The organism is Streptococcus sp. CF7_Ac1-8, from assembly GCF_024295435.1.
GTDB classification, from domain to species: domain Bacteria; phylum Bacillota; class Bacilli; order Lactobacillales; family Streptococcaceae; genus Streptococcus; species Streptococcus mitis_AP.
In genome coordinates this window covers 1-14,332 of record NZ_JANCPI010000019.1, presented here as the reverse complement: position 1 = coordinate 14,332, position 14,332 = coordinate 1, and the positions used below count along the sequence as shown (strand labels likewise).

The 14,332-nt window shown below is 40.6% G+C and carries 11 protein-coding genes; 1 reads left to right on the top strand and 10 read right to left on the bottom strand.

The features are described from left to right. Window positions 1-8 precede the first annotated feature (8 nt). Both treC and treP read right to left on the bottom strand, forming a co-directional pair. Window positions 9-1,634 (bottom strand): alpha,alpha-phosphotrehalase, encoded by a 1,626-nt coding sequence (treC, locus tag NMM26_RS08985; RefSeq protein WP_254754285.1) that lies wholly within the window; start codon window positions 1,632-1,634, stop codon window positions 9-11. A gap of 63 nt (window positions 1,635-1,697) precedes the next feature. Next, the gene (treP, locus tag NMM26_RS08980) at window positions 1,698-3,665 is read right to left on the bottom strand and encodes a PTS system trehalose-specific EIIBC component (protein WP_254754284.1); all 1,968 of its coding nucleotides are present in this window, start codon (window positions 3,663-3,665) and stop codon (window positions 1,698-1,700) included. Between the two features lie 184 nt (window positions 3,666-3,849). Between treP and treR the strand changes: the two genes are divergently transcribed. Further along, window positions 3,850-4,560, top strand: a complete 711-nt coding sequence (gene treR, locus NMM26_RS08975; RefSeq protein WP_254754283.1) for a trehalose operon repressor — start codon at window positions 3,850-3,852, stop codon at window positions 4,558-4,560. 32 nt (window positions 4,561-4,592) lie between these two features. Here treR and NMM26_RS08970 read toward each other — a convergent pair whose 3' ends face one another. The 8 genes from NMM26_RS08970 to NMM26_RS08935 form a co-directional block, all read right to left on the bottom strand. After that, a complete protein-coding gene (locus tag NMM26_RS08970) occupies window positions 4,593-5,396 on the bottom strand; it encodes an ABC transporter ATP-binding protein (protein WP_254754282.1) in 804 nt (267 codons plus the stop codon). A 12-nt stretch (window positions 5,397-5,408) separates the two neighbouring features. Next, on the bottom strand, window positions 5,409-6,302 hold the full coding sequence (locus NMM26_RS08965; protein ID WP_254754281.1) for an ABC transporter permease: 894 nt from the start codon (window positions 6,300-6,302) through the stop codon (window positions 5,409-5,411). A gap of 11 nt (window positions 6,303-6,313) precedes the next feature. Beyond that, window positions 6,314-7,291 (bottom strand): ABC transporter substrate-binding protein, encoded by a 978-nt coding sequence (locus NMM26_RS08960; RefSeq protein WP_254754280.1) that lies wholly within the window; start codon window positions 7,289-7,291, stop codon window positions 6,314-6,316. A gap of 452 nt (window positions 7,292-7,743) precedes the next feature. Then, window positions 7,744-8,670, bottom strand: coding sequence for an ATP-binding cassette domain-containing protein (locus tag NMM26_RS08955; protein ID WP_033684751.1), 927 nt, complete (start codon window positions 8,668-8,670; stop codon window positions 7,744-7,746). 10 nt (window positions 8,671-8,680) lie between these two features. Further along, complete coding sequence (locus NMM26_RS08950; RefSeq protein ID WP_254754279.1) at window positions 8,681-9,748, bottom strand: ABC transporter ATP-binding protein; 1,068 nt, start codon at window positions 9,746-9,748, stop codon at window positions 8,681-8,683. An 8-nt stretch (window positions 9,749-9,756) separates the two neighbouring features. Next, window positions 9,757-10,683: an oligopeptide ABC transporter permease OppC gene (gene oppC / locus NMM26_RS08945; protein ID WP_153210452.1), complete on the bottom strand. Its 927-nt coding sequence runs from the start codon at window positions 10,681-10,683 to the stop codon at window positions 9,757-9,759. Next, the gene (locus NMM26_RS08940) at window positions 10,683-12,179 is read right to left on the bottom strand and encodes an ABC transporter permease (protein WP_254754278.1); all 1,497 of its coding nucleotides are present in this window, start codon (window positions 12,177-12,179) and stop codon (window positions 10,683-10,685) included. Before NMM26_RS08940 ends, oppC begins: the two co-directional genes overlap by 1 nt. 66 nt (window positions 12,180-12,245) lie before the next feature. Then, window positions 12,246-14,234: a peptide ABC transporter substrate-binding protein gene (locus NMM26_RS08935; protein WP_254754277.1), complete on the bottom strand. Its 1,989-nt coding sequence runs from the start codon at window positions 14,232-14,234 to the stop codon at window positions 12,246-12,248. Window positions 14,235-14,332: the final 98 nt, after the last annotated feature.

The window sequence follows — 14,332 nt, the reverse complement described above, 5'->3', positions numbered from 1 at the left end:
TACTGAGTTTAATTTACATAGATAGCCAGTGTTTGATAAGGTCTGAGTAGAATTTTTTCAGACACTTCTGCATCTTCATAATTGGAAATCAAAATTTGCCCATTTTGGTAGGCTGGTGGTAAATCCATTTCCACTTCTGTGACATAAAAGTTATTGATCACTAGCAACTTTTCATCCTCATACTGACGTTCAAAAGCATAGACTTGCTTGCTATCTTCAAAGGCTGGTTTGTAACTTCCTTCTGAGATGATAGGCATTTCTTTGCGAAGTCGAATCAAGTCTTGGTAGAAAGTAAAAATCGGACCTTGGATTTCATTTTCTACATTGATGTGGGGGTAGGATTTTCCTGCCTTGAGCCAAGGAGTGCCTACTGTGAAACCAGCATTCTCCGAAGCATCCCACTGCATAGGGATTCGTGAATTATCACGCGACTTAGCCTGAATAATCTGGAGGGCTTCTTCCTGACTCTTCCCTTCTTGTAAGAGCATCTGATAAGCATTGAGCGATTCGACATCCACATAATCAGCCATCGAATCATAGTCTGGGTCAATCATCCCGATTTCTTCACCCATATAGATATAAGGTGTTCCACGTGAGAGATGAATGCTGGCCGCTAGCATGGTCGCCCCCTCCTTGCGGAAATTTTGAATATCGACAAAACGGTTCAAAGCGCGTGGTTGGTCGTGATTGTTCCAGAAAAGAGCGCTCCAACCACCTTTATCACTCATCTCCTTACCCCAACTATGGTAAAGACTCTTCAACTCTTCAAAATCAAAGGGAGCCAAGGTCCACTTTTGTCCATCCTTATAGTCCACCTTAAGATGATGAAAATTAAAGGTCATTGATAATTCCTGACGGTCAGGAGACGAATAAAGGACACAGTTTTCCATGGTGGTAGAAGACATTTCCCCAACTGTCATAAAGCTATCGTCGGAACCAAAAGTTGCTTGGTTCATCATACGCAAATAGTCATGAACGATAGGCTTGTCTGTGTAAGCTGACTTTCCTTCATTTTCAGGACAATCTACTAGAACTTCATCTTTCCCAATCAAATTGATCACATCAAATCGGAAACCCTTGACACCCTTGTCGCGCCAAAAATTCACAACCTTGAAAAGCTCCTTACGGACATTGGGATTGCGCCAGTTAAGGTCAGCCTGGGTCTCATCAAAAAGGTGAAGGTAGTATTTCCCCGTATCCCCAAAAGGAGCCCATGCAGACCCACCAAACTTAGACTGCCAGTCTGTTGGTTGGTCTTGGATGAAGAAAAAGTCTTGATAATACTTGTCACCAGCTAGGGCTTTCTGAAACCATTCATGCTCTGTCGAACAATGGTTGAGTACCATGTCCAACATAAAGTCAATCTTGTGCTCTTTACCGACACGCACCATTGCCTCAAAATCAGCCATATCACCAAAAAGAGGATCAACTGCCATATAATCTGAAATATCGTAACCATTATCCCGTTGAGGGCTTGGATAGAATGGATTGAGCCAGACCATATCTACGCCCAGTTTGGCTAGATAGGGGATTTTTTCGATAATTCCACGTAAGTCCCCAATACCATTGCCAGTGGTGTCTTTGTAAGATTTTGGATAGATTTGATAGACTACTTTTCTTTTATCAAGTGTCATCTATTTCTCCTTTTCTGATAAAAGGGAGGAAGCCGTCTTCCGTCCCTATTCGTGCTATTTTGATTAGATTCGTGTTGCGACCATGAGATCTTCTCCAGCTTGGATAGTTGTCGGATAAGTTCCAGTGATGGTCGCTGTATAAGCATCTTGATTGGTAATAATGACAGGAGTTTCTGTTACCAGACCTGCATCCTTGATAATATCCATATCAAAACGAATCAATTTCTGCCCAACCGTGACATGATCTCCTTGGGCTACAAGACTTTCAAATCCTTTGCCTTCTAGACCTACTGTATCCATACCAATGTGAATGAGCAATTCCACTCCCTCATCAGAGACAATACCGATAGCATGCTTAGTAGGGAAAAGAACCGTAACTGTCCCATTGACTGGAGAAGTCAACTCACCTTGGCTTGGTTCAATGACCAGACCTTGCCCCATGACACCTGATGCAAAAACAGGATCTGTCGCTTGACTCAATTCTTTTACTTGGCCAGTCAGTGGGCTAACAATTTCTACTGGAGTAAGTTCTACCGGTTCATGGCTCACAAATTCTGCTTCTTCTTGAGCAACAAATTCTGCCTGCAAATCCGTATCGTCCTCTGTTTTTGTAAAGAGACCAGCCTTACGGAAGAAGAAAGTCAAGATCATTGGAACAACAATCGCAACTAGCATAGTTCCTGCAAATGGCAGCATGTATTGAGGTTGAATAGAGAGGATACCTGGCAAACCACCGATACCAATAGACGCCGCAGTCACATTAAAAGTAACGGATAACATGCCTGCAAGAGCTGAACCAGTCATCCCAGCAACAAATGGATAGATGTATTTGACATTGACCCCAAAGAGGGCTGGTTCTGTAACACCGAGATAGGCTGAAATGGTTGCAGGAAGTGAAACCTGAGCCTCACGCTCATCATGACGGTGCATGAAATAATAGGCAAATACGGCTGAACCTTGGGCAATATTAGAAAGAGCAATCATAGGCCAGAGGGCAGTACCACCAGCATCCGCAATCAATTGTGTATCAATGGCATTGGTCATATGATGAAGACCTGTGATGACAAATGGAGCGTAGAGGGCACCAAAAATCGCACCGAAGAGCCATTTAACAGGACCAGTTAATCCTGCCAAGACAACTGATGAAAGTCCTTGACCGATTGTCCAACCGATTGGACCCAAGACAGTGTGAGCCAAAATCAGAGCTGGAATCAATGACAAGAAAGGTACAAAAATCATGGAAATCACTTCTGGGATATGCTTGCGCCAGAAAATTTCAAGATAAGACAAACTCAAACCTGCAAGCAAGGCTGGAATAACTTGGGCTTGGTAACCGATACGATTAACAGTAAAATAGCCAAAATTCCAAACCCAGTTTGCCGCGATATCAGCTGCTGGCGTTGAAGCAACCGCATAGGCATTGAGCAACTGAGGCGATACCAAACAGATTCCGAGAACAATTCCCAAGATTTGGCTGGTTCCCATCTTACGAGAGACAGACCAGGTAATCCCCACTGGCAAGAATTGGAAGATCGCTTCACCAGGCAACCAGAGGAAGTGATTAACCCCTGCCCAAAACTGTGAGGATTCCGTGATGGTCTTGCCATCTAACATCGACCAATGCACACCTTCCAAGACATTACGGAAACCGAGGATCAATCCACCAACAATCAAGGCTGGAATAATCGGAGTAAAGATTTCCGCCAGAGTGGTCATGACACGTTGGACCACGTTTTGATTACTCTTAGCTGCTGACTTTGCTGCTTCTTTAGAAACACCCTCAATGCCTGAAACAGCTGTAAAATCATTATAAAAGATGGGCACATCATTTCCAATGATTACCTGAAATTGACCTGCATTTGTAAAGGTTCCTTTAACAGCTGGAATTGATTCGATAGCCTTGACATTAGCCTTCTTGCTATCCCCTAAAACAAAACGCATCCGAGTCGCACAGTGGGTGACGGCAGTCACATTCTCTTTGCCTCCAATTGCCTGAAGCAAATCTTTGGCTTCTTGTTCAAATTTTCCCATTTGATTCTCCTTATACTTGTCAAAGCAAGTTTGATTTGATAAAACTATTGTAAACGATACCAAACTTGTCTGCAACTTGTTCGGTGTAAAAAAAGGATTTTTTTGTCATTTTTCTGGAACTTGTATGGTAAAATAGATACAGGTGTTCATTAAACTAGACTAAAAAGCCATTTAAGGAAGCAAAATGAAGAAATATCAACGATTATTTAAGCAAATCCAAGAAACCATTCAAAACGAGACTTACGCTGTCGGAGATTTCCTTCCTAGCGAGCACGACCTTATGAACCAGTATCAGGTAAGCCGTGATACTGTCCGAAAGGCTCTGTATCTCCTCCAAGAGGAAGGATTGATCAAAAAGATAAGGGGGCAAGGTTCTCAAGTCGTCAAAGAAGAAACCGTCAATTTCCCTGTATCCAACCTAACCAGCTACCAAGAGCTAGTTCAAGAACTTGGACTGCGCTCTAAAACCAACGTGGTCAGTCTGGATAAGATTATTATTGATAAAAAATCCTCACTGATAACCGGCTTCCCAGAGTTTCGTATGGTTTGGAAGGTGGTTCGCCAGCGTGTGGTGGATGATCTGGTATCCGTTCTGGATACGGACTATCTGGATATGGAACTAATCCCAAATATCACTCGCCAAATTGCTGAGCATTCTATCTATTCTTATATAGAGGACGACCTCAAACTCCTTATTGATTATGCTCAAAAGGAAATAACCATTGACCACTCAAATGACAGAGACAAGATTCTCATGGACATAGGCAAAGACCCTTATGTCGTTTCAATCAAGTCAAAAGTCTATCTCCAAGACGGGCGCCAATTTCAATTCACTGAAAGTCGCCATAAACTCGAAAAATTCAGATTTGTAGATTTTGCAAAGCGTAAGAAATAAAAGACTGAGACACTACATCTCAGCCTTTTTCTTTATCCCAAAACCAATTCATCACTGACTAGGCTTTGGCCACTATTTTTCTGGAAGAGATGCATGAGATTTTCAACCGTCAGATGCTTTTTCTCCTCTCCCTTGACATCCACCACTATTTTCCCTTGATAGAGCATAATGAGACGATTGCCATACTCAATAGCATGGTTCATATCATGGGTAATCATCAAAGTCGTCAACTGATGGTCTTCCACAATCTTTTGAGTCAAGTCCATCACCATTTGACTCGTTTTTGGATCAAGTGCCGCAGTATGTTCATCCAAAAGTAAAAGTTTAGGTTTCACCAGAGCTGCCATGACTAAAGTCAAGGCCTGTCTTTGTCCTCCTGAAAGATATTGGGTATCCACTTTCAAGCGATTTTCAAGGCCAATATTCAACTCTTTCAAGGCTTCTTGGAACTGGATTCTATCCTTCTCCTTCACGCCCCAACCAAGCCCTCTCTTTTGCCCACGTCTCAAGGCAATAGCCATATTCTCCTCAATCGTCAAACGCGAAGCTGTTCCCATCTTAGGATCTTGAAAAACACGGGCGATATCCTTGGCTCTCTTTCTGACACTCAGATTTTTAATGGATTTCCCTGCCAATAAAAGGTCCCCTTCGTCTACCGATAGATTGCCAGCCAAGATATTCATCAAAGTGGATTTTCCTGCGCCATTTCCACCAATCACAGAGATAAAATCTCCCTCTTCAACTTCTAAATCTAATCCTTTGAGGACATGGTTCTCATTGACCGTCCCTGCTTCAAATGTCTTGTGAATATTTTCAAGTGTTAATAAACTTGCCATAACTTTTTCCTCCTATTCATTTCTCAGTTTCAAACCACGAATCTTTAATCTCTTTTGCAATTCTGGTGCAAATAAAACCAAGGCGAGTAAGATTGCATTAAAGAGACGAACCAGGTTTTGATCTAGATTTGGAATTTCATAGATATTTAAAATAATCAAACGGTAAACAATAGCACCGATTCCGATAGATAACAAACGGCCTCCAATGGTCAAATCGTGAATCAAGACTTCCGCAATAATCACGGCACTCAAACCAACAACAATGGTTCCTGTCCCAGAAGTCACATCTGAAAATCCATCATTTTGGGCGAACAAGGAACCACATAAGGCAATCAAACCATTTGAAATCATGTAACCAACAATCTTCATCGTATCTACATTGACCCCATTTGCCTCACTCATCGGAATATTGTCCCCAGTCGAACGCAAGACCAAACCAACCTCCGTTTTCATCAAGAGGGTCAAGACCAAACAAACAAGTAAGAGACAGGCTAAACTGAATGAGAAAACAGCTTCTTCATTTGTCAGTCCCAAGCTCGCCAATTGTTTAAAGACGGTTGCAGAATCTCCCAAGGAAAGATTGGGCACGCTACCCATGATTTTAATATTGATCGAATAAAGCCCTGTCAAGGTCACAATACCTGTCAAGAGAGCTGGGATTTTCATCTTGGTGTGGAGCATTCCTGATACAAGACCTGCTACCATACCTGCCAGCAAAGCAAGTAAAGTCGCTATCCAAGGATTTGTCCCTGCCTGTATCTGAGATACGACGACAGCCGCCCCCATTGGAAAGGCTCCTTCAGCAGTCATATCCGCAATATCCAAAATACGGAAAGTCAAGTAGACCCCAATCGCCATAATCGACCACAACAAACCTTCTGATAAACTAGATAACACAAAATTCATCTTAAATCTCCTTATTCCTTGCCTTCTAACTTACTAATATCAATTCCCAATGCATCTGCCATTTCTTGATTGGTATGCAATTCCAGTTTTTCAGGCAACTCAACTGCTATATTTTCTGGCTTCTCACCTTTTAAAATACGAACCAGCATGCGGGCTGTCTGTCTTCCCAATTCTTCATAATTGGTTCCGTAGTTATACAAGCCACCAACCGCAATCATTTCTGTTGAACCACCGAATACTGGAACCTTGTGTTTAATAGAAACCTGCTTGACTGTTTCCATGGTTGATGAAATGATATTATCCGTTGGTACAAAAACCATATCCACCTCTGCCATCAAACTCTCTGCTGCCGCCTTGACGTTGTTACTGTCCAAGATTGTTTTTTCAACAACGGTAAAGCCTTTTTCTTCCAGAAGGCGCTTAGCTTCATCCTTTTGGACAACCGAATTTGGCTCACTCTGAGTATAGAGGATTCCAATTGTTTTAGCCTTTGGTAGAACTTTCTTTATCAAATTGATTTGGGTTGAAATGGCATCTGATGACTGGTCGCTTGTCCCAGTTACATTGCCCCCAGGATGCTCTCTTGACTCAACCAACTTGGCGCTGACAGGATCTGTTACAGCTGAAAAGACAACCGGTGTCTTTTGCGTTGTATTGGCCAAGCTCTGAGCAGAAGGCGTTGCGATGGCTAGAACGACATCACTGGATTCTGCTAGCTGCTGGGAAATAGTTTTTAGATTTCTTTGTTCTCCTTGTGCATTTTGCAGATCAATCTCAATATTTTTCCCCTCCACATATCCTTGTTTAGCCAGCTCATCCACAAATCCTTCTCTAGTAGCATCTAGAGACTGGTGGGTAATAAATTGCGAAATACCGATACGAAACACATCTTTTTTCTTATCTGCCTTCAACTGATGTAAACTAATCAGAGAAGTCAAGAGGATTCCCACTACCAAGAGAGGGGCTAGTAATTTTCGAACAACTTTCATAATGAAACTCCTTCTCAGAAAAGATAAAACAAAAAACCGCCTAGATACTATCTAAACGGATGCTTGAAATAATCTAACAAGTTATAACTTTGCTAGTCCATTTAGATATTCATCTATATGGACCACAATCAAAAATCTTAGCCACATAGATACAAACAAATTGCTTGAACTGTTTGCATCCATGGTGACATGTCTACAAACACTATCTAAAGTAGCTAAAGTAAAAGTTTTGATTCATCGTTACAGCTTGTTTCTTATTCATTTCTTTTTCTGCTTTCTTTTTTGATGTTTCCTATCTTACCACCTTTTTCATCACCTGTCAAGAATATTTCAGAATTTTTTAAAATTTTTCGAAAATTCTTTCAGGGAGCTTTCAAAGTTTTTCAAATCAGTCCAACAAAAAAAGGTTTATAATTTCCATAAAAATTGACATGGAAATTATAAAACCATTATTAGTTTAGTCCTTGTTGGTAACGTGCCAATTCGGCTTGGTTAGCCCAAACATAGTGACCTGGACGGATTTCAACCATAGACGGCTTATCAGTCTCATAGTCGTGTTGACTTGGGTCATAAACCTTCAAGACCTTCTTACGTTCCAAGATTGGATCTGGAATTGGAACCGCTGAAAGCAAGGCTTGAGTATATGGGTGGATTGGATTGTTAAACAATTCTTCTGTTTCAGCAACCTCTACAATAACACCCTTATAAATAACTGCGATACGATCTGAAATAAAGCGAACGACAGACAAGTCATGGGCGATGAAGAGATAGGTCAAACCGAGCTCTTTTTGGAATTTTTTAAGCAAGTTCAAGACTTGGGCACGAACAGAAACGTCCAAGGCCGAAATTGGCTCATCTGCAATAACAAAGTCTGGTTGCATCACCAAGGCACGGGCAATACCGATACGTTGACGTTGACCACCTGAGAACTCATGAGGGTAACGAGTCAAGTGCTCAGCAAGAAGACCTACCTCACGGATAATATTTTGAACTTTCTCTTTACGTTCTTCTTCATCCTTGAACAGATGGTGATTGTAAAGACCTTCAGAAATAATATAATCAACGGTCGCACGTTCATTCAAACTTGCGGCAGGGTCTTGGAAAATCATCTGGATACGACGAATCAATTCCGCAGCTTGTTCACGCGATTTCTTACCATTAATCTTTTGACCATCAAAAATGATATCACCATTACTTGTATCATTTAGACCGATTATCGCACGACCAATAGTTGTTTTCCCACTACCTGACTCACCTACAAGCGAGAACGTTTCTCCCTTGTTGATAAAGAAGTTAGCATTTTTAACTGCGACAAACTTCTTACTTCCTTCACCGAAGGAAATTTCTAAATCTTTGATTTCTACTAATTTTTCAGACATTTCCTTCCTCCTAGTCAGCCAGATGGGCAAATCCCATTTTTTCACGGATCTTATCATGGAGATTTGCAATCACAGCTGGTTTTTCTACTTTTGGAGCATCCTCATGAAGTAGCCAAGTTTTAGCCCAATGTGTCTCTGATACTGAGAATTGAGGAGCTTTTTGTTCAAAGTCAATCTGCATTGCATAGTCAGAACGCAAGGCAAAGGCATCCCCTTTCAGGTCAGTATAAAGTGACGGAGGTGTTCCTGGGATTGAGTAAAGATCCCCTTTATCATCAGCAAGCTGAGGCAAGCTAGACAAGAGACTCCATGTATATGGATGGCGAGGGTCATAGAAGACTTCCTCAACAGTTCCATACTCAACGATTTCTCCTGCATACATAACCGCTACCTTATCTGCAATACTTGCCACCACACCAAGGTCGTGGGTGATAAAGATTGTTGTGAAATGGTACTCGTTTTGTAAAGATTTCAACAAATCAATAATCTGAGCTTGGATGGTCACATCCAAGGCAGTCGTTGGCTCATCACAAATCAAGACATCAGGTCGGCAGGCAAGAGCAATCGCAATAACGATACGTTGACGCATTCCTCCAGAATATTGGAATGGGTATTCATCAAAACGTCTATCTGCATCTGGAATCCCAACCTTATTCATGTAGTCAATGGCCAATTCTTTCGCTTCTTTAGCTGTTTTTCCTTGGTGTTTTACAATAACTTCTGTAATCTGACTACCAATTGTTTTAATTGGGTCCAAACTAGTCATTGGATCTTGGAAGATAGTCGCAATCTTAGCGCCACGAATTTGTTCCCAATCCTTGTGAGAAGATAAAGCTGTCAAATCTTGACCACGGTAGTCAATACTACCTTGGGCAATGCGACCGTTTTCTTCAAGCATACCTGTGAATGTCCTTGTCAAAACAGATTTCCCTGATCCTGACTCACCTACCAAGGCTAATACTTCTCCTTCAACTAGTTCAAGGGAAACGCCGCGAATGGCTGTCAATACTTTGTCACGAACGTCAAATTCCACGACAATATCGCGAGCAGTCAAAATTACATTTTTTTCTTTTGTCATTTCTACTCCTATCTATGTGTACGTGGATCACTAGCATCCGCTAAGTTTTGACCAACTACGAAAAGGGATAAGGATACCAAGACAAGAGTTGTCAATGGAATCCAGAACAAGTAAGCATTGGTTGTTACGTTTTGTGAATAATCCGAAATCAAACGACCCAAACTTGGCACGGTAATTGGTAATCCAAGACCGAAGAATGACAAGAAGGCTTCGTATGAGATAAAGCTTGGAAGCATTTGAGTCATGGTTGTCACAATAACAGATACCAATTGAGGCATGATATTTTTGGCAACAATCTTCAAGGTTGGTGTTCCAAGTGTACGTGAAGCAAGGTTATACTCCAAGTCACGATAACGCATGATCTGAATACGAATCGAGTAGGCAATACCAATCCAAGTAGTCACACTCATGGCAAAAATCAGATTCCAGAATCCAGCTCCGATTGAGTAAGTCAAGACAATGACAATCAAAAGAGATGGGATGTTTGAGATGACGTTATAAACTTCCATCATCACACGGTCAACTGATTTTGAAATACCCCAAATACCACCGACAAAGACACCGATAACTAGGTTAATCACTGTCGCAATCACAGAAATGAGGATAGAGTTACGAGCTCCGAACCAGACACCGTCAAAGAGAGATTTACCGTTACTGTCTGTACCGAACCAATGCTCAGCATTTGGCTTGATATAACGAGCACTAAAGTCGTTTACCTTGCTGACATCATTGAAATCAAACTTAGAAAACATTGGGTAGATGAAACTCATCAAAATGATAGCTACCAAGATTCCCAACATTACTACAGTTGATTTCTTCTTCATAAATTGTCTAAACACTGAACCCCAGTATGAATAAGCTGGCGCATCAATGGCTTCAGAGGCAAAATCGTCACGTTTTACGAACTGAAATTTTTCTTTATCGATTGTAGACATTATTTGCCTCCTTTCTCAGTCAATTTAATACGTGGGTCAATAATAGTCATCCAAATATCTCCCAAAAGAAGTGAGAAGATAGAAATACATGTAAAGATGAAGACAAGACCAACGACCATAGAGTTATTAGATGCTTTTACAGAGTCAATCAACATTTTACCCATACCTGGGAAGGCGAAGACTGTTTCAGTAAGGGTTGCACCACCGATAACCCCGATAACAGCACCAGGAATTCCTGAAACCAGCGGAACCATGGCATTTTTAAAGATGTGTTTGTTTGAAATTTCTTTTTCAGACAAACCTTTTGCACGAGCAAAACGAACAAAGTCCTGTGATTGTAAGTCAATCATATAACGACGAATCCAAATGGCTGTACCAGGAGCCCCCAACAAACCAAGGATAACTGCTGGTAAAACATACGAACGCCAATCTCCAGCACCCAAAATAGGGAATGAATCTGGAAGACCAATTGATGATCCAATCAAACGAACAATGTAAACCAAGGCAATGGTTGGAAGGGCCATCAAGAAGGTCAAAAACCCTGTTGAGAAGCTATCAATCCAAGTATTCTTGAAGCGAGCCATAGCTGAACCAAGTGGCACGGCAATCGCATAAGAAATCACCAAACCAATCAATCCAATGACTGCAGAGCTAGCAATCATAGAAGGATATTGGTAATTGCTTTCCGTAGCTGTATAAGGGTCATCTTTTCCGTAGTTGGCTACTTCACGAGAGTCAGCCTGACTAGGCGATTTGTAGGTTCTTGAGTAAATATTTACAGAAGAAGTTTTCTTACCTGTTGGGAACTGAACTTGAGATGTTTTTGTTTGTCCTTGTCCTTGAGTAATAACCTGTAAAACAGGGCTATTAGCATAGGTTGGATAAGAGTCACCTAAATTGATGTTCACAAAGTTTTGATGCACAAATGGGAACTGACCGTTGAAGTACAAGAGATATTTATGTTTCGTTCCTGAACCGACCAATGACCATCCGATAGCTGGATCATTTTCAAAACGAAGGTAACGTTTCAAGTCTGGATTTTCAGGGTCTTGAATTTTATTAGTATGATCAATGTCAATCAAGTTAGCATAGAATTTGAAAACACGTTCAAAAATTGGGATTTCACGAGTAGCGTAGAATTGGCCACTTTCAGTAAATTCTCCCAGGGTCCAACCATGACCGATTTGTTTGATGTATTTTTCATAGATAGCCTTGTTAGTATCATTAGCTTCAACTGTTACAGAAGCATCCATCTGGCTAGCTTTTTCTTGCAACTCTTTGGTATCGTAGTACTCGATATAGCCCATACGCTCATAAACAGTATTCTCATAGTTATCACGTTTATCAGCAGTTGTCGCAATCTTGTTATAGTTGGTATCCTGTTTGAAAATCAATTTTCGAGGAACCATTGTATAGATAATCGTGTAAGTCAAGGTTGTTACTAAGAAGATAGAAACCAATGACCGCAAAACACGCATAAAAATATATTTTTTCATATCATTTCCTTTAAAAATCCCAAAAGAACCTTCTCCTCATGGAGAGAAAGTTCTATTGAAAATTATTTACTTCACATGACTTGCCAATTCTTTTTGAGCTTTCTCGTTTGACTCAGTCTTTTCTTTCAACCATTTTTCACGAGCTTTTTCATACTCTTCTTTGGTGATTGCTTTTTCACCAACTTCAGTGTACTTCAAGTATCCTGAATTTTCACCTTTAAGGCCTGCTACTGAATATGAAGAGCTAAATGGTAGAACTTTTGAAACATATGAAACGGCTGTTTCTTTAGGAGAAGCCATTACTGGAATTGTCAAAGCATTATCAGTCAACCAAGCTTGTGCCACCGCGTATTTTTCATAACGTTTTTGAACATCTTGGTTTTCGCTGTTTGCGTCATCAAGTAATTTTCCATAGTCAGCTAAACCAAGTTTGCTTACTACTGATGCATCTGTGTTTTGGTCAATACCAAGGTAAAGACGAGTGCTTCCTCCCTTAAGGACGAATTGATCCAAGAAAGTAGAAGGATCTTGATAGTCAGGGTTCCATCCTAGCAAGGTATGGATATCCCAGTCTTGCTCTTTAGCTGTTGGAGCGCTAAATGAAATTGGTAAAGCTTCTGCTTGAGTCATTTGTTGTAAGTCTACAACAACATTATCTGAACCCAATACTTTTTCAATTGATTGTTTCAATGATTGAACACGGTTTACAACCGCTGTTGATTCTTGGATAACCAGGGCATCCAAGTGGATTGGGAATTCAACACCTTCAGCTTGTAGACTTGATTTGGCTTTAGCAAAGACTTCTTTCGCTTTTTCTTCATTGTAAAGGCCATTTTGAGAATCTGCTAGAGACACGTTTGACCAAGTAGAAGAATTTGTCTTAGCCAAGCTATCTTGTACCAATTCACCAAATGTTTTCTTACCAACTTGAAGATTATAAGGTGCAAACGTATTACGGATGGCTACTGCAGCTCCATCAGTACCATTTGTTTGAGCTGAGTAAGAATTGCGATCGACAGCAAAGTTCAAGGCTTGACGGAATTCCTTGTTTAGCAATGCTTTCTGAGTAGATGTCTTTTGGGTATCACTTGTTTTGGCAGTGTGGTTATAGGTTGTACGGCCATAATTCAAGCTGACAGTTGCAACACCCGCTCCTGGTTCATTAAAGTAAATGTTATCTTTAAAGTCAGCTGCATATTTTTCATATGTAGAACTTGTAGGGAAGATACGAGCCTTGCTATATTGACCATCAGCAAAACCTTTGGCAATCACATCTTGGTCCTTACCATCCCAGAAAGTGAACTTAACGTTCTCAATTTTTACATTTTCTTTGTCCCAGTAAGCATCATTTTTAGCCATCTCGATAGATGATTTAGGAGTTACAGCCTTCAAGACAAATGGACCGTTATAAAGAATAGAGTTAGCATCTGTTGGGGAACCAAAAACTTCCCCTTTTGAAGTTAAGAATTCTTCATTAACCGGCATCAAAACACCACTAGTTGTCTTGTCATTCCAGAAAGTTTCTGGCTGGTTCAAGGTATATTCTAGTGTTTGATCATCGAGTGCTTTTACTCCAACGGTTGAAAAATCACTTGTTTCACCCTTGATATATGCTTCTAATCCTTTAATAGAAGAGCTAACGATTGAAAGTCCTTTTGATTTTCCATCTACGGCGTGTTTCAAACCAGTAACGAAGTCTTTAGCAGTTACAGGAGCGTATTCTTCTCCCTCTGCTGTCACCCATTTAGCATCCTTACGGATTTTATAGGTATAAGTCAAACCATCTTTTGAAACTGTCCATGATTCAGCAATAGAAGGAACCAGGTTACCATATTTATCATTAGCCAACAAACCATCTACAGCATTTGTTGTGACGAATGATGTTGAATCGATATTGCTGACGATATAATCCAAGGTTTCTGGATCTGTTTGATAAACATATTGGTAATCTTTTGCTAGTTTAGCATTATTTGAACTAGTGTTTGAACACGCAGCTAGAACTCCTGACGCTAATAAGGTAGCCCCCGCTACAGCAAGCACTCGACTTTTTTTCATTTATTTACTCCTCTTATAAAGTATAGGTTATTATTGATTATACCATATATTTTAAGATATTTCAATAAAAGTAAACGAATTTTCAGAATATTTAGGCT